Source organism: Thiorhodococcus mannitoliphagus (genome assembly GCF_010915725.1).
GTDB lineage: Bacteria > Pseudomonadota > Gammaproteobacteria > Chromatiales > Chromatiaceae > Thiorhodococcus > Thiorhodococcus mannitoliphagus.
In genome coordinates this window covers 20879-39123 of sequence record NZ_JAAIJR010000048.1, presented here as the reverse complement: position 1 = coordinate 39123, position 18245 = coordinate 20879, and the positions used below count along the sequence as shown (strand labels likewise).

Genomic DNA, 18245 nt, shown 5'->3' with positions numbered 1-18245 from the left:
ATAGCGTAAAGGTGTATGGGCATTGTCTGAATTCATCTTGATCTCCTCCGAATGAAAAGAGGGCATTCGTATTAAATCGCCATGTTATTCAGATTTTTTCGACAGCGAATCAGTTACTTAGTTCCTATACAGCGTCTGAGGGCGATTCTTTATTGACGAGCTCCAAGAACGATTGCGTCGCGAATTTCTAGGATTCGCCCGCCTCCTCACCGGCCATGTTGCCTGCATTGCTCAACCGTCCGGTTTGTTCGGATATGCAGTCAGTGTCGAGCGCGAGCGGGTCAGCGCGCTCCTGACATCAGGCCGCATCGCGGATGCCGGCATGGATCAGGATTTCGTCGTCAGGGACCACGAGCCCCCTTCGTTGCCGCGCTCCAGGAGTCCAAGCTCGACCAGCTCGGTGACATCCGTATGAACGTTCTTCTAGTCACGCCCGAGCGATTGGGCGAGCTGGCCCAGTCGTGGATCACAAGTCTCGACAACAGCGGTGACGGAAACTGGCAAATATCAGCGGGGACTACTCTGAGAGGAGTAGCGTGAGCGACAACAGTTTAGGGGCGATGGCGGTACGGCTCCTTCGCTCACCGGTCGTTCGCTCCGCGCTTGCCATCACCTCGCAGTTCTTGCAGTGCGCTTTCGCACGCAGTTGGGCGTGATTGGCGCGCTGGCTAGGGGGGTTGCCCGACAAGAGCACCGCCCGGACGAGGCCAGAACCGCAGGGCGAAGATGAGGGTGCTGGCCTCCGCTGATTCGGCGCTCGCATCGCTGCCACTCGCGCGCGGGACAGCGCCGATCTTGCTTGATTTGCGCCTAGAATCAGCCACAGGGCATCACTTGGGTGCGTCGGCGCCTGGGTCTTCCTGGGTGTCGATGCTGAGTGCTTCGCCTCTGCCGAGAAGGGGGGGCGCATCGGTTTGCGCTGGGCACTCGCTCAGACAGCCTTCGAGCTGGGATTGACAGATGCTCAGATCCGGGGCGAGGCACTCCGCTGGCTCGACGCAATGCGACCCGAAGCGGGCCAGACAATTCTCCTTCCCGCCATCCGTACTGCTCCGATAGGCCTCGCAGTCCTGCAGCCTGAGCTTCTGACGGGACTCGCATTGGCTCTTCTTGAGGTCGCAAGCCGCAACGCAAGCAGAGTCTGCCGTTGTCGCCGAGGCGGCGGTGTCTTGAGCGGGCGGGGTTTGGCATCCGGCGAGCAGAGCGACGAGGAAGATCGCGGGAAAGAGTCTGTCTAGCCGGGTTTGCAAGGAAGTTCTGATCATCGACGAATTCTCCATGAGCTTCGGCGCGCACTCTATCACAGAGCCGGGGCGGCTTTCCTCGGCAGATCTGGAAGCCGCCGAGATGGCCTGACTGAACTCATGACAGAGATGCTGCCGTGGTTCAGCGCGATGCTCGTAACTTTTGAGATAAGAAAAAGTCAAACGAAATCGTTCCCCGTTTGCTCGACTGCTCAACACCTATCGGTTTCCCGAAATCAACCGGAACAGCCGCTCCAAGCCTGCGTAGCCAGGCCATCCTGGCCTGGTTTGCCAGGGCTGGAAGCCCTGGCTACATAAAACCCATAGGTGGTGAGGCTCGACTGCAGCGAACTCCACATCTTGCGCTTCGCGCTGTATATTGAACCCTTGCTGATGTCTCAGACATGACTCCCTCACTCGGACATGACTCCCTTAATCGATGCGGCGGCCTGAAATGGTCTTTCTCTACAAAGCATAGGAGCGAATCCTGATGAACGAAACCACGCGCGAGTTCCAGAAGACTCCGGCTCAAGTCGCCGGGCGACGAGGGCTCGGGTTCGGTATCCTGATCGGCGGCATTCTGTTGTTGCTGGTCATGGTGATTGGCGGGTTGGGCGCCTACTGGTCGGTCCAGCCGGCACATCTCGATGTATCCGAGGAAGCCTTGCTGCGGTTCGATGGCGAGGACGTCACGCTGAAGCCCGGTGTCGCGACCGTATCGGCGGTGATGGGTGTGGCCGAGGCACTGCTCGACAAACCCGGCGGCTATCTGAGCAATGACATGCTGCCTCCGGGACTGTGGATGGACAACACGCCGCATTGGGAATTCGGTGTGCTGACGGAACTGCGCGATTCGGTGGGCGCCTTGCGCAACGATTTCAGTCGTTCGCAGACGCAGTCGGCTGAGAATGTCGACCTGCGCGAGGCCGAATCGCAATTCAACTTCGACGCTTCGTCCTGGATGCTGCCATCGACCGAAGGAGAATATCGGCGCGGTTTGGCGGCACTCCAGCGTTACATGAACGCACTGATGTCGGGTACCGATCGATCCGCCCAATTCCACACGCGCGCCGACAATCTAACCGCCTATCTGCAAGTCGTCGAAAAGCGCCTTGGTAGCTACGCGCAGAGCCTGAGCGCCAGCGTGGGTGACACCGAGCTGACCGCGGCACTCGTCTTGCAGAGTGCGCCGTCGCTCGACCAAACTGCCTGGGATCAGATTGACGATATCTTCTATGAAGCCCGCGGCTACAGCTGGGCGTTGCTGCACACCATGCAAGCCCTGGCGATCGACTTCGCCGACGTGTTGGCTGACAAGAATGCCCAGCGTTCATTGCAACAGGTCCTGCGGGATCTGCAGGGCGCCAGCCTGCCTAAGTGGAGTCCCATCGTGCTCAATGGTCACGGTTACGGCCTGTTTTCGAATCACTCACTCGTGATGGGATCCTACATCTCGCGAGCCAACGCTGCGGTGATCGATCTGCGCGTGCTGCTCGAACGCGGCTGATGACGCAGCTGGTCCGCGTCAGGATGCTGGATCGACTGGGCAGTTAAACTCAGGCCCCGCCGCGCCACGATCCCGAGCGGCGCGAGCGCGGGCTCGGTCAGCATGAGCCCATCGACTGACGCTCGAACATGCCCGCACCACCTTCGGCTCGGACTGCATCTGACTGACGGGGAAGGCGCCGAACATGGCCAGTAGGTCCGCCCCGGTTCGCCAGGCGCCTCAGTCGGCGAGGGCGAGCCCCCAACGGCAGAAGGCGCAGCCAATCGAGAATCGCGACCTTGATCATGCTGCCGCGCAGCACGGCGCCGAGACCGATAGGCGCGACTGCGAGAGGCGCGAGCCTTGCCCGAGTTTCTCCCGTCTCCCGTCCCCGGATGCCTTTCGGTGAAGGGGGCGATTGAGGAACTGGATGTGGGAAAGTCGCCTATCCGGTTCTGAGAGAGGGCGGGTCACAACCTGGGCCATGGGTGAGATCATGCGCCGCCGCCGGGGAACCAGGCGGCAAATTGAGAACACAGACTTCGCTCTCCCGTCTAGGAGCCTGTCCGACTTGGAGGGATCGAAGCGAGGAAGTGGGAGAGCGAGGCCATTTCGTTCCGGTTTTGAGGCGCATAGTGGTTCTATGTAACGAAAAAGCGGGGCGAAAGGGACCCTTCTCCCGATTCCGCAGCCGATTCATCCTAAGTCGGACAGGCTCCTAGGGAGTGCCCGGGCTGCTCGAAAGGCCTTCAGCATGGCGAACTTCAACCCCGAAACCTGAGATATAATCTCGCGTTGATGTACGCTCGACACCTCTCGATATCCAAGCGTCGATGGCGCGGGCTTGTTTCCGGAGTCTTGCCCGCCGCGGCCTCATCGCCCAGAGAAGGCTCGGCCAAAGAGAGCGGCTAGCCGGCTTGAAATCGACCGTCATGGACAGAATCTGCGTGGCATCGCGCAGCGACCTCGACGTCTTTTGATGCGGGGATTTGAAACCAGCCCGTATGGGCGTATATTGAAAACCTAGTAATTTACTAAGAAACTACGGAGCCAGGAGCGATGACTTCAACCCCAGCCGTCGATGACATCGTTAAGTCGGAGTACGAGCACGGTTTCACGACCGAGATCGAATCCGATACCTTGCCACCGGGTCTAGACGAAGATGTCGTTCGCGCCATCTCCAAGCGCAAGGGCGAGCCCGATTTCATGATCGAGCTTCGACTCAAGGCCTACCGGCACTGGCTGACGATGTCTGAGCCCGAGTGGCCGGCAGTCGACTACCCAAAGATCGACTTCCAGGCGATCTCCTATTTCTCTGCTCCCAAGCGGCCGGAGGATGCGCCGAAGAGCTTGGACGAGATCGACCCGGTCTTACTCGAGACCTACAACAAGCTCGGCATCCCGATTGAGGAACAAAAGGCGCTGGCCGGCATCGCTGTCGACGCCGTATTCGACAGCGTCTCCGTGGCCACTACATTTCGCGAGAGCCTTGCCGAGGCGGGCGTGATCTTTTGCTCGATCTCAGAGGCGGTACACCAGTACCCGGAGCTGATCAAGCAGTATATGGGCTCCGTGGTTCCCCATACCGACAACTTCTATGCGGCGCTCAATGCGGCCGTCTTTAGCGACGGCACCTTCGTCTACGTGCCCAAGGGCGTGCGCTGCCCGATGGAACTCAGCACCTACTTCCGCATCAACGCCCGCAACACCGGACAGTTCGAGCGGACGCTGATCGTTGCGGAGGCGGGCAGCTATGTCAGCTACCTGGAAGGCTGTACGGCGCCGCAGCGCGACGAGAACCAGCTCCACGCCGCAGTGGTCGAGCTGATCGCGCTCGAGGGTGCGGAGATCAAGTATTCCACGGTGCAGAACTGGTACCCGGGTGACGCCGAGGGCAAAGGCGGCATCTACAACTTCGTGACCAAGCGGGGTGATTGCCGGGGTGCGCGCTCCAAGATCTCCTGGACGCAGGTCGAGACCGGATCGGCCATCACTTGGAAGTATCCAAGTTGCCTGCTGCGCGGCGAGGATTCGGTCGGTGAGTTCTACTCAGTGGCGGTGACCAAGGGGCGTCAGCAGGCCGACACCGGGACCAAGATGATTCACATCGGTAAGGGGACCCGGTCGACCATTGTCTCCAAGGGCATCTCTGCGGGGCATGGGCGGCAGACTTATCGCGGTCTGGTCCGCATCGGTCAGCGTGCCGAGGGTGCGCGCAATCACACCCAGTGCGACTCCTTGCTCATCGGCGACCGCTGTACCGCGAACACCTTTCCCTACATTGAGGTCAAGAACCCGTCCGCGCAGATGGAGCACGAGGCGACGACCTCGAAGATTAGCGACGACCAACTCTTCTACTGCCGCTCTCGGGGGCTGACCGAAGAAGACGCGGTCTCCATGATCGTCAATGGCTTCTGCAAAGAGGTCTTCAACGAGCTTCCCATGGAGTTTGCGGTCGAGGCTCAGAAACTCTTGAGCATCAGCCTGGAAGGCGCGGTGGGTTGAGGCAACAACATTCGGAGACGACGATGCTTTCTGTCAAAGGCCTGCGGGCCAACGTCGGCGATAAAGAGATCCTGCGCGGGCTGGATCTCGAGGTCGGGCCAGGTGAAGTGCACGCCATCATGGGGCCGAACGGCTCCGGGAAGAGTACCTTCGCGCACGTCCTCTCGGGACGCGAGGGCTATGAGGTGACCGGGGGCGCTGCGACCTTCGAGGGGCAGAATCTGCTTGAACTCGAGCCCGAAGAGCGGGCGCACCTCGGGCTCTTCCTGGCCTTCCAGTATCCGGTCGAGCTGGCAGGTGTGAATAACACCTACTTCCTCAAGGCGGCGCTCAACAGCATCCGCAAGGCGCGTGGTGAGGAGGAGCTGGATGCGGTCTCTTTCCTGCGGCTCATCAAGGAAAAGCTGAAGATCTTGCACCTTGACGACTCCCTGCTGAAGCGCGCCGTCAACGCCGGTTTCTCCGGCGGCGAGAAGAAGCGCAACGAGATCTTCCAGATGGCCCTGCTCGAGCCTAAGCTCGCCATCCTCGACGAGACTGACTCCGGGCTCGATATCGACGCGCTGCGTGTCGTCGCTGGTGGTGTCAACGCGCTGCGCAGCCCGGAGCGCTCCGTGATTGTCGTGACGCACTATCAGCGCCTGCTCGACTATATCCAGCCTGACTATGTCCACGTGCTTGCCAAAGGGCAGATCATTCGCTCAGGCGGCAAGGAACTGGCGCTGGAGCTTGAAGAGAAAGGCTACGGTTGGATCGAAACCGAGGGGCGTGCGGCATGACGACAGGGCTGCCAACCGGCTTCGAGGGCTGGGTCGCGGAGGCCGCGCGAGCCGCTAGCGGTCGCGGACTCGAGTGGCTCGAAGCGCGTCGACGCACTGCGTTGGAGCAGGCTCGCGCGCAGGGTATGCCGACCAGCAAGGACGAGCACTGGCGTTATACCAGCTTGACGGGGCTGCGGGAGCAGGCCTTCGCCTTGCCCACAGAGCCCCTAACCGCATTGCAGCGGGACGACATTGAGGAGGCCCTGATCGATGGTCTCGACAGCCATCGCGTCGTCTTGGTCAATGGTCGTTTCATCCCGGAGCTTTCGCCGTTGGAGGCGCTGCCGAAGGGGGTCCGCATCGCCGGACTCGCCCAGCTGCTCGAATCCGAGCCAGACCTTCTGCAAGGGCACTTGAATGCGGTGGCGGGCGACGATCTGCCACTCTTTGCGGCACTCAATACCGCGAGTCTCGATGATGGCGTGGTGGTAATCGTCGACGGCGGCGCAGTCCTTGAACGTCCCATCGAGCTGGTTCATCTGTCCGTCGGTCTGGATGAGCCGCGCGTTGCCCAGCCGCGCAATCTCGTGGTCATGCAGGCCGGCGCGCGGGCGACGCTCATCGAGCGCTATCTCAGCCTGGGCGATTCGCTCTACTGCACCAACTGCGTGACCGAGGTCTCGCTCGGTCGCGATGCGCACCTTGCTCACGAGCGGATTCAGGACGAGAGCCCTAGCGCCTTCCACATCGCCGGGCTCTATCTGCGCCAGGATACGGGCAGCAACTACGTCGGGATCAACGTCGGACTCGGCGCGCGCTGGGCCAGGACCGATCTCTGCGTGCGCTTTAGCGGCGAGCATGCTGATTGCGATCTCCAAGGGCTCTACTTGGCGGGCGACGGTCAGCTGATGGACTATCACCTCGACGTTGCTCATGAGTTGCCCAACTGCCGGAGTCAGGAGAACTTCAAGGGCATCCTGCACGGCAAAGGTCGGGCGGTCTTCGACGGACTGGTGTTCGTGGCCGAGGATGCGCAAAAAACCGATGCGGCCATGTCGAACCGCAATCTCATGCTCTCCGAGAGTGCCGAGCTTGATACCAAACCGCAGCTCGAGATCAATGCCGACGACGTCAAGTGCAGTCATGGCACCACCGTTGGTCGGATCGAGCCCGAGATGCTGTTCTATTTACGCTCGCGCGGCATTTCCGCCCCCATTGCGAGACGCATGCTCTGCTTGGGCTTCGCGGGGGAAATCATCGACAAGCTCAGTACGGAGGCGCTACGCGACTACGTGACCGAGCAGGTAGGACAAAGGCTGGAGTCAGCACCGCTGAGCTGACTGCTGAGTTGTCAGAGTCCTTGGGGTCCGCAGGGATCCCGAGTTTTGGTTATAGCCTGTTGCCGAGAGGTCGCACATGAACAGACTGGCTCGCTTCGCCGGTTTTGGTAGGAAGCGCGGAGAACAGGAAGAGACGGCCGTCGTCGAAGAAGAGGTCGTGGTCGAGCACGTCGATCCGGAGGAGTTGAGACAGCCGATCATCGACGAACTCCGTAAGGTCCATGACCCGGAGATTCCTGTCAACATCTACGACCTTGGCCTCATCTATAGGATCGAGATCGCCGAGAACGGCGGTGTGCACGTGGATATGACACTCACGGCGCCCGGCTGCCCGGTGGCGGGAGTGATGCCGCTCATGGTCAAGAGTGCTGTCGCGCGCGTCGAGGGTGTGGGCGAGGTGGATGTGGCGCTGGTTTGGGATCCGCCTTGGAACCAAGACAATATGAGTGACGAGGCGAGGCTGCAGCTTGGTCTCATGTGACCGCGCGGCGCCCGCTCAGGCTGTCAAGACGGATAGGGGAACCATCAGCTCAAGGCTGCTGAGCCCCCCGTGGACACCGATCTGACGGTAGGGTGGTTCGCTTGGGAGTCGCTCGTTGAGCACCCGGCTCCCGCGCGGCAGCATGCAAAAGTCGCCCACGCGGTCCATGAAGTGAGGGTGGGCGATCCCCTCGCCAAAGTAGCCGTCCTCGACAAGCTGCCTGCTCGGAATCAGGTCGACCAATCCTCGAAGCTCGTGCTCGCAATAGGACTCGAAGTCTGCCCTGGCATCCGCCTTGAGATAACAGAAGCCGGCGCGCGGCTCGCCACAGATGGGGAGCAGCAGGGTTTGCGCGAGTCGCGGATGCTCGTCGATGTCGATGACGTCGGTTGGCAGGGTGTCGAGCTGACCGTGATCGGCGCAGACCAGGAGCAGGGTATCCGTGCCTTTGGCCGCGAGGATGAAGTCATGGATGGCCTGGTCGATCTCGAGCAGATGCGCCCTGGCCGCGTCGCTCTCGATCCCCAACTCGTGCCCAATCGAGTCCAGTCTCGGCCAGTAGACATAGGTGTAGCTCGGTCCCTGGGGCTTATTGCCGAGCGACCAACGCGGCCCTGGGCGTAGAACCCGCAGGCACTGCCGGAAGGCTTGGTCGAGCGTCTCGAACGTCAGAATTTCAGCCCCCCTCGTGTGCACCCGATTGAAGTCGGAATTCGCGATGAAGGCGGGCGATACCGCAAACCCCCGCGCACTGATGCGCGCGAAGACGGACGCCGCTGGAAAGAGTGATTTGGGATCGATGCCGGCGCGCCGGTAAGAAACGCCGCCGTAGCGGGGCTCGCCGGGCAGCACCGTCATCACGCAACCGAGTTCGCGCAGGTAGGTGAACCAGCCCGTGAGGCCATGTTCGAGCGGTGCCGCTCCCGTGAGGTAGGTCGTGATGGCGGCGGCCGTCGTCGGCGGAAAGACGGAGGTGATGGCGCCACGCAGCGAGCACGACAACAGGGTCTCGGGACCATGACGTGCTAGCCAGTCCGCGCCCAGCCCATCGATCACCAGCAGGATGACATGGGTCGCTCCGGCCAACTCATGCGGCGGGAGCAGGCTCAGGGGCGGGTGGTCGGATCGACCACCGCGGCCCTGGATGATGCTGCTCATGAGATTAACGATCCCGCCGCCCTGATAGTCGGGCTTAGTTGATTGCATCTGAGGTGCTCCGCGCTAGAGACACCTCATCATCCCAGCAATGCCGCGCCTTGGGCAAACCATGGCGGGCCATCTTGCGGCGAGGGCGCGCCGAGCAGCTTGAGCAGAGGTAGTCCGCTGGATGCCGGGACGGGATATCGAGAGCAGTTCCGTCAAGCCGCTAGTAGAGCGCGGCCAGCTCCTCTTCCGGCATACTCAGGATCTCCTGCTCGAGCAGGGCGATGGACTCCAGGAGCGTCCGCGAGACTGCGAGGAGGTTTTGCATGATGGCATCTGCCTCTTCCTGCCGCTTCTTGTTGAACTTGCTCTTCGAGCTGAAGATCTTGGTGAGCGTGGAGCGATCGTCTTCCGCGAAGAGGATCTTGAAGATCTTCATGTAAAGCTGGTGCAGGATCTCATGCGGTGTTTCGATGGCCTCATAGCCGCTGAGCGAGGAGAGACTTTGGCCGGGGCCGTAGTACCACTTGCCGAACTTGCAGGTGGTGTGGACGACGGGAACGTGGTCCTGCTCCACCGGTAGGCCTGAGATCAGGGCTTGGGCATAGGAGCGCCACTGGATATGGGCGGTCTTGGCGGCACGCAGTTGGGTGAGGATCTCTTTCTTTGTCATGAAGGCACCATCCACTCTTTATTGGTTTTGTGATCATCCGGCCAAGATCGGCCTTGTCTTGGACTGCTGGCTCTATATCTCTGCGAGACCCGAGTCCGCAGCACGGGCGGTTTCTGATCCATGCGAGCAACGCCGCTCAACCGCAGGTCGAGCCCCGGCTCTAGAGGCGTGCGATGCTTGCCCGGCCTTTGGCTGGGTCTGTTTGCTTGAAGGCGATGCGGTTGCGGCTCCTGGGGCAGGATGCCGAATTTGCGAAATCGATCTTTTTCTTCTTGCCCGGAATGCCTTGTCAGCTTCGCTCGTGGCTTCTATGCGACCATTCGATGAGCGATGCCTGATTCACGCTGGCCGGGCCGGCTGCGAGCAATAGGCCGGATTCGCCTACGCTTGTGCGCGGATGGTGCCAGCTCTATCGATAAGGCTCTGAGACCCAATCCTCATTTTTCGAAGGAGATGTCTTGACAGCCGCCTGGACAGACCGGAGTTACTTGCCCGATGACTGCGAGAGTGTGATGACCATGTTGACGAAGAAGAGCACCTGCTACGAGTGCGATGCGAATTGCCAGATCGAGGTCGAACTGGACCAAGCGGGCGAGCCGGTTAGCATCAAGGGGCCGGATTGCCCGCGCTGCTATGCCCAGATCGACCGACGCAATCACCCGGAGCGGCTGCTCTATCCGCTGCGGCGGGTTGGCCCTAAAGGTCGCGGAGAATTCGAGCGCATCTCTTGGGATGAGGCCTTGGAAACCATCGCCGAGCGCCTGGGGCGCGTGAAGGCCGAGCATGGAGCGCCCAGTGTCGCCTTCTTCGCGGGCTACACCAAAGAAGCGCGGCCGCAGCTGCAGCGGCTCGCCCATGCGTTCGGCTCACCCAACTACCTGACCGAGAGTGGATGCTGCTTCTCGGCGACCATGGTTGCCGAGAAGGTCACCTTCGGCTACAAGGTCAAGACGACCTCGACGGTGGTGTCGCCCAAGACGCGCTGTCACCTCATTTGGTCGACCAATCCGCGCGGCTCCATTCCCCCCTTCGACAGTCATCCACTGGTCAATCTGAAGCCGCGGCGCCGCATGATCGTCGTGGATCCCCGGCGCACCCCCATGGTCGACCAGGCCGACATCCATCTGCAGATCCGGCCCGGGACCGATGGGGCCCTGGCGCTGGGCTTTCATCACCTCATCTTCGCGAACGCTTGGCAAGATCAGGCCTTCCTGGACGAGTGGTGCAGTGGCGTCGAGGCCTTCCAGGACTATGTGCGCGAGTTCACGCCGGAGCGGGTCGCGGACATCTGCGGGATCGATGAGCAAGACTTGCGACGTGCCGTCGAGATCTTCGCGACGACGCCGCCGGCGCAGATCACCCTGTCGCCGACCGCAACCGTGCAACACAGCAACGGCTTTCAAAACCATCGCGCACTGATCCTGCTGTCTGCGGTGACGGGCAACCTCGATCGCGAGGGCGGCAATCGTTTCTTCAACGACAAGGTGCTGCCCAAGCCCATCGAGCTGTTCGACCATTGTCGCAACAATCTGCCGCCACGGATCGGCGATGAGGTCTATCCGATCTGGACGCGCTACTGGCCCGCAGGACAGAGCATGCTGCTGCCGGACTGCATCCTGGACGGGCGGCCGCAACAGGTGCATGCCCTGCTGGCGATGGGCATCAACACCGCGATGTGGCCAAACTCCAAGCGCATGGAGCAGGCGCTGGCCGCGCTCGACTTCTTTGCCGTGACGGACTTCTTCCACAACCCGGCGACCTTGCAGGCCGACATCGTCCTACCCGCCGCGACCAGTCTCGAGCGTCCCGCCCTCATCGCCTATCCGGGATGTGCCTATCAGGGCGAGCTGCGCTACCGGCGCGCTGTCGTCGAGCCCAAGGGCGAGGCGCGCCCCGATGGCGCCATCTTTCTCGAAATCGCGCAGCGTCTGGGCATGGGGGCGCAGTTCTGGGAGGGCGACCTGGAGGCGTCGTGGGCGGAGGCCGCCGAGGGCATTCCCGAGGAACTTCGCGAGGAGGTGTACTCCAACCCGGACGGTGTCATCGTCTACGCGGATGCGATCGAGGATCTGGTCGAGCACGGTTTTTTGGACGCCGATCGGCTCTACCGGCTGCGCGGATTCCCGACCGCCAGCGGCAAGGTCGAATTCGACTCCAGCGAGCTGCGCGAGGCGGGGCACGACGGGCTGCCCAGCTATCGCGAGCCGGCCGAGAGCCCGGTCGCGACGCCGGAGATCGCGCTCGACTATCCTTTGGTACTCACCAGCGGGGCACGCACCAAGTTCGATACGCACTCCCAGCATCAATACATCGAGCGGATGCGCCGTGCGGTGCCGAATCCTCTGGTCGAGATCCATCCCTTGGATGCCGATCCGCGGGGTATCTGCGATGGCGAGACCGTGGCCGTCCGCTCGCCGCGTGGTCTTGTCCGTTTCGTTGCCCGTGTGACGGACAAGGTCAAGCCGGGGGTCGTCCACTGCTCCCACGGCTGGAACAGCGCCAACATCAATGAGCTGACGGACGATCGCCACCTCGACCCCATCAGCGGCTTCCCACCCTTCAAGTCCGGGCTCTGCCAGGTCGAGCGCCTCGCCGGCTGACTCGGCTAAGACGGAGTGAGCCATGCCCTTCATTGGAGTGCTTCCCGAGCGCAAGCATGTCTTCCGGCCGGAGCCAAGGGCGGAGGTCGCCGTCAGCGACGCAGCCGCGTGGCGGCTCAACCCAGGTCATCGGCATCTTTACGACAAACTGGATCTCGCGCTCTCGGCCGGGCTCCTGGCGGCGCCCTGCGGCGTGAGTCCCATGGAATTCGGGCTGACAGCCGAGGACGAGGTCTTCGTCAAGCCCATCGTCAACCTTGCCGGGATGTCGCTCAAGGCGCGTACCCTGCGAGCGGACGCCGTCCCGCCTGAGCCTGGCAGTTTCTGGTGCGAGCGCCTGGAGGGCACGCACACCAGCACGGATTGTCTCGTCCAGGACGGCCGAGTGCTCTGGCTGGCTCACACCAGGGGCGCTGCCGAGAAGAACGCTTCGCGATCTGTCTACTGGGAGGTCGGCGTCGCACTGCCAGAGCTGGATGCTCAGCTGACCCGCTGGGCCGCTGAGCAACTCGCCGGCTACACGGGGCTCTGCAACATCGAACTGATCGGCGGGCGGCCGATCGAGGCGCATCTCCGCGGGTCGAACGGATTCTTCGACTTCTACGGACCCGACTTCATGCGTTCCTGGGTTGCGCTGGTCGATCACGAGCCTTTCGAAATCCCGCCGCCGGTGCCAGGCGGCCTCATTATCTCCATCTTCGGCGACGGCGACCTGAGCGCCGAGCAGCGACGGCTCATCAATGCGGCCGGTGTCGCGATGCAGCCTGACCCACAGACGCCAGACCGCATCGCGATCCTCAGATGTCACGATCGAGAGATTGGATTCCAACTCTGTGGTCAGCTGGGTCTCGTCGTCAGCTGAGCCCTGTCGGGGAGATTCAGGCTCGAGCGAGCCCGGTTGAGCCGCAAAGAGCGCAAGCTCCGCAATCCTTCTCAACCGATCATCCGGGTTCTGCTCCCAAGCATCCTCGTGCAAATTGTCTCGCACTCGGAGCTGGCAGGGATCCTCTGCTGACTCTCTGTTCCAAGAGTCCCTGTTCCAAGAGTCCCGGTTCCAAGAGTCCCGGTTCCAAGAGTGAGAACCGCAGGGACCTTAGATCGACGCTGAGCACAACATCATGGACACCTGGTCGTCTGGCTCGCTACCATTCGCGTGGTCGGACAGCTTTGCGTCAAGCCTAGCGTCGGTGATCAAAGTCACAGTATAAGTAATTAAAAATAAAGGTTTATGCTGCTTGCGCGCCGCGCCTGCCTGGGTGGATGCACTCAGGCAGGCAGCCGATTGAGGTTCGTTGTAGGCTTCGTGCTCCGAGCGGCTCGATACTTCTTTCTAGGTTATTGGCTCAAAAAGCTCAGCTTTCCCGTTAGCCGCCGTTCTGCCCTGTCGCTTTTTCGGGGGCCGCTCACATCAGGGATAGACCCAGCTCAGAAATCCTTGGAGATGCACTGCGCCTCTCCGTTCGACTCACTATCCCTGGCACTTTGATAGCGATGACGTCCTTCCTCCGCTTGTCGATACTCGTCCTTCTCAGCGCATTCAGCCTGCGGGGCGGGGCTGGCGAGCAGGCGAGCGCGGCGACCAGGTCTCGTCTCGAGGCTTCCAATGACGACCAAGCGGCGAGGGCAGATCTGCTCTCAGTCATCGATGACGTGTCGACCTTGGCGACGAAGACGCGCATGAACGCCGACTATGTGCCGGGTATGCTGAGCGTGTTGGCCGGCGATGAACTCGTCGCGCTCGGCGTGCATACCGTCTGGGATGCCCTGGAGCTGGTTCCCGGAGTGCAGGTGGATCGCAACAACAATGGCGGACTGCGCGTCTCGATTCGCGGCTTTCAGCATGCCAATGGCAACGTCAAGCTGATGCTCAATTCGGCGCCGATGAACAATGCCTTCGGCGGCTATTCCAACATCCTCTATATCCCGGTCGAGCAAGTAGAGCGCATCGAGGTGATCCGCGGCCCCGGCTCTGCACTCTATGGTGAGCACGCCTTCGCCGGAGTCATCAACGTCATCACCCGCAAGCACGAGAATCGCGTCTATCTGCGCGCGGCAAGTGGTGAAAGCTACGGTGCTGGAGCGGTCCTATCGACCCAGGATCCAAGCAAGGATTGGCGGCTCAGTCTCAATGCCGCCGGCTGGGAGACGCAGGGAGTCGAGGTGAGCGCGGGAGCCGACCTGCTCTACGCAATGGACCTGGGCGATCGCTCCCAGGCCCCGGGTAAGATCAACAATGCCGAGAATGCTCGACTCGCCGTGCTCTCGCTGGACTATAAGAAGCTCTCTGTGCTGGCGCAGTCCAGTCGCAGCCGTGGCGGCACCTTCTTTGGCGCGCTGAACGTGCTACCCGAGTGGACCGAGGGCGCGGATACCTCCTTCACCGAGCAAACTCTGGTTCAGGTGCGCCAGCAACTCGATCCGACGGAGACGCTCAGCGCCGAACTCAAGCTCATCTGGTCGCAGTACGTCGGAGAATGGGCGGAGGAGGTGCTCCCAGCGGGCGTGCCTTATCCCCTGGACTCCCAGAACATCTACCCGGACGGTGTCTTCATCCAGGACTACATCAGGCTCAGCCGCGAGGAGGTCGAACTCAACCTCGATTGGCGCGGGTGGAGTGGCCATCGTTGGGAACTCGACCTGTCGGCGTCCAAGGTCCAGATCAAGGATGCCTGGTGGGTCTTCAACGGCGATGCGGAGACGCTCGAGCCGCTCGCGACAAGGCCTCGCTACAGCGGCGACCAGAACTTCATCGACGAGGATGCAGCGCGCTCCATCCGCAGCGTCGCGGTCCAAGATCAATTCCGTCTCTTCAAGCCGCTGGAGTTGACGGCCGGCCTGCGCTACGACAGCTACAGCGATGTCGGCGACAATGTTTCACCTCGGTTGGCCGCGGTTTGGACTCTGAGTGACGAGCATCTGATCAAGGCGCAGTACGCAGAAGCATTCTTCCCGCCAACGCTGTTGCAAGTCTATGGCAATGCCGGCACCTCGGCGCTCCGCGAATTCGCCGTTGAGCCCGAGACCGTGACCACCAGCGAACTCGGCTACATCTTTCGGCGCGGCACCAGTGTCGCGCGCGCCACGCTCTATCATGCTCAGGCCAAGAACCTGATCGTCATCGAGAGCAGCAGCTATCGCAACCGCGGGCGGGCGCGTCTTCAAGGGGTCGAGACTGAATGGGAGCAGCGCCTGAGCCCAGTCTGGAAGCTGCTGGCCAACCTTAGCTACAGCGAAACCTTGGACAAGGACATCGGGGGGTCGCTGGCAGGCGCGGCCGACTGGCTGGGTAACCTCAGTCTGCTCTATCGTCCGCACAGCGATGTGCTCTTGAGCGGTCATTGGCGCTACGTCGGCGATCGTCATCGCGCGGCGGATGATCCGCGCAGCGATCGGCTCCCCGGTTATCAGGATCTGGCTCTGACGCTGAACTGGTTCAACGTTGGCGCCCCAGGCCTGACGCTGCGGGCCGGCGTCAAGAACCTGCTGGCGCAAGAGATCAAATCGCCCGCGGCGGCCTACACCTATCGCGATGATTACAGGTTGCTGGAGGAGCGCACCTGGTGGATGCAGCTGTCCTATCAATGGCAGTAGCACGCATCGCTCACACAGGGATCGCAACGCGGAAGTCGTGACCTCGAGAGGGCAGTCAGCGGCTGGCCTTCCGCCTGGTTCCGGCGCTGTTTTCCGGCCGTTCGCCCCGTCAGTGAACCTAAGGAAAGTGTCCATCAATCGTTTCTTGACGCGAGCGATGCCGCCTGAAATCCCCCCTAGCCCCCCTTTGCGAAAGGGGGGAAGCGGCCGTTCGCCCAGTCAGTGAACCTAAGGAAATTGTCCATCAATTGGTTCCCGATGCGAGCGATGCCGCCTGAAATCCCCCCTAGCCCCCCTTTGCGAAAGGGGGGAAGCGGCCGTGCGCCCTGTCAGTGAACCTAAGAACGTGTCCATCAATCGTTTCCCGACGCGAGCGATGCCGCCTGAAATCCCCCCTAGCCCCCCTTTACGAAAGGGGGGGGAACTGACCGTTCGCCCCGTCTGTGAACCTAAGGAAAGTGTCCATCAATTGGTTCCCGATGCGAGCGATGCCGCCTGAAATCCCCCCTGGCCCCCCTTTACGAAAGGGGGGAACCGGCCGTTCGCCCCGTCAGTGAACCTAAGAACGTGTCCATCAATCGGTTCCCGATGCGAGCGATGCCGCCTGAAATCCCCCCTAGCCCCCCTTTGCGAAAGGGGGGAAGTTGTTGATGGACGCTTTCTAAGCTGACTCCGCTACCCGAGGCTATGCCTACTTCTCCAGCGGCGATTCCGATACCAGGGTTGCGAGCCGCAGCAGTTTGGAGCTGATACGGATACCGGCGCGTGCCGCCGCTGCCTGGTTGATCAGGGGGTGCAGCCGCTCGCCTCGGTGAACCAGCGAGACCACTCCGCCTTCGCGTACAAAGGTCTCCGTATCGCCGACGCTCAGCACTGGTGCGCCCTCCACTGCGGCGAGCACCCTGGGGCCAGGTTCTGCTGCCCGCTGGTCGACGTAGAGGATGTGGCAGCGGCGCCACTGCGCCGGATCCTGGGCGGCCGCGAGCTGCATTGGATGGCCTCCGATGCGCTCACCGGCGAGCGCCTGCTCCAAGCTGGAGGACAAGGCCGAGTTGCCGAGGACGCAATAGCGCAGCGGCGCGGAGGGGGAATCGAATGCCGAGGATGGCCACTCGATGAAGAGCGGGAAGTTGACGAGGAAGGTCGCTCGCAGGTCGGCTTCGGTGAAGGGCTTATAGTGGTGCGCGACCTCCAGGAAGAACGACTTGAAGCGGATGCCGGCCCGCCGGGCCTGAGCTAAATTGACGGAGGGCAGAACACGGTCGGCGACATAAATGCCAGCCACGGCGCCCTCCTCGACGGCGCCGGCGAAGGGCGAAAACACGACTGCCTGCTGGCGCTCGGACCAGGTGCGTAGGCGCTTTGACGCCAAACCGGGGCTGGCAACGAAGATGCCGCCCGGCCGCTCGCCAGCGTAGACATCCAAAGCTGCCGCTGAGCGCACTTGGACGCGAATTGGATGACCGCCAATCTCTGTCAAGGACTCGAAACTGGCGGCGGCCTTGCGGGCGGCGGCCTTGGACCCTTCGTAGACGACGAGCACCAAGAGTCTACCGTCAGACATGACACCTGTATCCAGAGATTCCACCGCGCCGAGGCAGGCGGGGAAGATCTTCAGGCCAATCTGCAAGCGCTGCTCGTCCTCGCGCCACAGGGTCTGAGTGTCGCCCAGGGCGCTCTCGAGCCCGAGCGCGAGCAAGACCGGAGCAGAGATGACGAGGCTGAGGGCTAAGGCGCGGACGACGCTGTTGATGGAGTGGCTCATGACCCAATGCCACCTAGACTGCGTTACTCATGCGCAGCAGGCATCGGTGCCCAGGTTGGGGAGCAATCCTGGTGTTTTGAGCGTCCTCATGTCCGCTGTCGTCGCAGGTCATCGGGCGGGCCAGGTTCCTGTCGAACAGGGTCGGGCGATTTTCCTGCTGTGGCTCGGTCGGAATATCGCCCCAGCTGCACGTCGCACTCAGGCGTGATGCCTGCAGGCCATCGTCGAAGCAGTTCAGCGCGGAAGGCATGGGCGCGTCTATGGCTTGCATCCAACGAAAGCTCGAAACATCGGGCGCATTGATGCACCAGACTGCGGAAGCCTTGGGGTGGCGCACGGCGCCCGCGTGGCTGTCGTCGTAGTGCAATGTCCAGATCAAGGTCATGCTGTCGCTTAAGAAAGTGACCATCAACAACTTCCCCCCTTTCGCAAAGGGGGCCAGGGGGGGATTTCGGACTGGATCGCTCAGATCGGGAAAGAGTTGATGGGCGCGTCCTAAGAAAGCGTCCATCAACAACTTCCCCCCTTTCGCAAAGGGGGGCTAGGGGGGATTTCGGGCGGCATCGCTCGCATCGGGAAACAATTGATGGACACTTTCTAAGCGGTATTGATCCTGTCCGAGTAAACGCATAAGGGTGCGGTTGGGCTTCGTGCCC

Annotated in this window: 13 protein-coding genes; 8 read left to right on the top strand and 5 right to left on the bottom strand. The window is 61.8% G+C overall.

Translation table 11 applies throughout. From position 1 onward, the window contains the following. Positions 1-830: 830 nt before the first annotated feature. Positions 831-1265, bottom strand: coding sequence for a hypothetical protein (locus G3480_RS13175; RefSeq protein ID WP_164654354.1), 435 nt, complete (start codon positions 1263-1265; stop codon positions 831-833). Positions 1266-1734: 469 nt separating this feature from the next. On the opposite strand from G3480_RS13175, the gene G3480_RS13170 reads away from it, so the two are divergent. The 5 genes from G3480_RS13170 (at position 1735) to G3480_RS13150 (ending at position 7817) form a co-directional block, all read left to right on the top strand. Then, the gene (locus G3480_RS13170) at positions 1735-2751 is read left to right on the top strand and encodes a DUF2333 family protein (protein ID WP_240905794.1); all 1017 of its coding nucleotides are present in this window, start codon (positions 1735-1737) and stop codon (positions 2749-2751) included. A 1038-nt stretch (positions 2752-3789) separates the two neighbouring features. Beyond that, a complete protein-coding gene (gene sufB / locus G3480_RS13165; protein ID WP_164654353.1) occupies positions 3790-5235 on the top strand; it encodes a Fe-S cluster assembly protein SufB in 1446 nt (481 codons plus the stop codon). A gap of 23 nt (positions 5236-5258) precedes the next feature. After that, complete coding sequence (gene sufC, locus G3480_RS13160) at positions 5259-6014, top strand: Fe-S cluster assembly ATPase SufC (RefSeq protein ID WP_164654352.1); 756 nt, start codon at positions 5259-5261, stop codon at positions 6012-6014. Next, a complete protein-coding gene (gene sufD / locus G3480_RS13155; RefSeq protein ID WP_164654351.1) occupies positions 6011-7336 on the top strand; it encodes a Fe-S cluster assembly protein SufD in 1326 nt (441 codons plus the stop codon). The genes sufC and sufD overlap by 4 nt, the downstream gene beginning before the upstream one ends. 76 nt (positions 7337-7412) lie before the next feature. Further along, positions 7413-7817: an SUF system Fe-S cluster assembly protein gene (locus G3480_RS13150; RefSeq protein ID WP_164654350.1), complete on the top strand. Its 405-nt coding sequence runs from the start codon at positions 7413-7415 to the stop codon at positions 7815-7817. 15 nt (positions 7818-7832) lie between these two features. Here G3480_RS13150 and G3480_RS13145 read toward each other — a convergent pair whose 3' ends face one another. Beyond that, the gene (locus tag G3480_RS13145; RefSeq protein WP_164654349.1) at positions 7833-9023 is read right to left on the bottom strand and encodes an alkaline phosphatase family protein; all 1191 of its coding nucleotides are present in this window, start codon (positions 9021-9023) and stop codon (positions 7833-7835) included. A 160-nt stretch (positions 9024-9183) separates the two neighbouring features. Then, complete coding sequence (locus tag G3480_RS13140; RefSeq protein ID WP_164654348.1) at positions 9184-9633, bottom strand: CZB domain-containing protein; 450 nt, start codon at positions 9631-9633, stop codon at positions 9184-9186. Between the two features lie 518 nt (positions 9634-10151). Here G3480_RS13140 and G3480_RS13135 point away from each other — a divergent pair. From G3480_RS13135 to G3480_RS13125, 3 genes are all read left to right on the top strand, one after another. After that, positions 10152-12233: a molybdopterin-containing oxidoreductase family protein gene (locus tag G3480_RS13135; RefSeq protein ID WP_164654355.1), complete on the top strand. Its 2082-nt coding sequence runs from the start codon at positions 10152-10154 to the stop codon at positions 12231-12233. Positions 12234-12255: 22 nt separating this feature from the next. Continuing rightward, complete coding sequence (locus G3480_RS13130) at positions 12256-13095, top strand: ATP-grasp domain-containing protein (protein WP_164654347.1); 840 nt, start codon at positions 12256-12258, stop codon at positions 13093-13095. 629 nt (positions 13096-13724) lie between these two features. Continuing rightward, positions 13725-15824, top strand: a complete 2100-nt coding sequence (locus G3480_RS13125) for a TonB-dependent receptor plug domain-containing protein (RefSeq protein WP_164654346.1) — start codon at positions 13725-13727, stop codon at positions 15822-15824. A 691-nt stretch (positions 15825-16515) separates the two neighbouring features. Here the strand turns inward: G3480_RS13125 and G3480_RS13120 are convergent. Both G3480_RS13120 and G3480_RS13115 read right to left on the bottom strand, forming a co-directional pair. Then, a complete protein-coding gene (locus G3480_RS13120) occupies positions 16516-17589 on the bottom strand; it encodes a YfiR family protein (protein ID WP_164654345.1) in 1074 nt (357 codons plus the stop codon). 13 nt (positions 17590-17602) lie between these two features. Next, positions 17603-17974, bottom strand: coding sequence for a hypothetical protein (locus G3480_RS13115; RefSeq protein WP_164654344.1), 372 nt, complete (start codon positions 17972-17974; stop codon positions 17603-17605). Positions 17975-18245 lie beyond the last annotated feature (271 nt).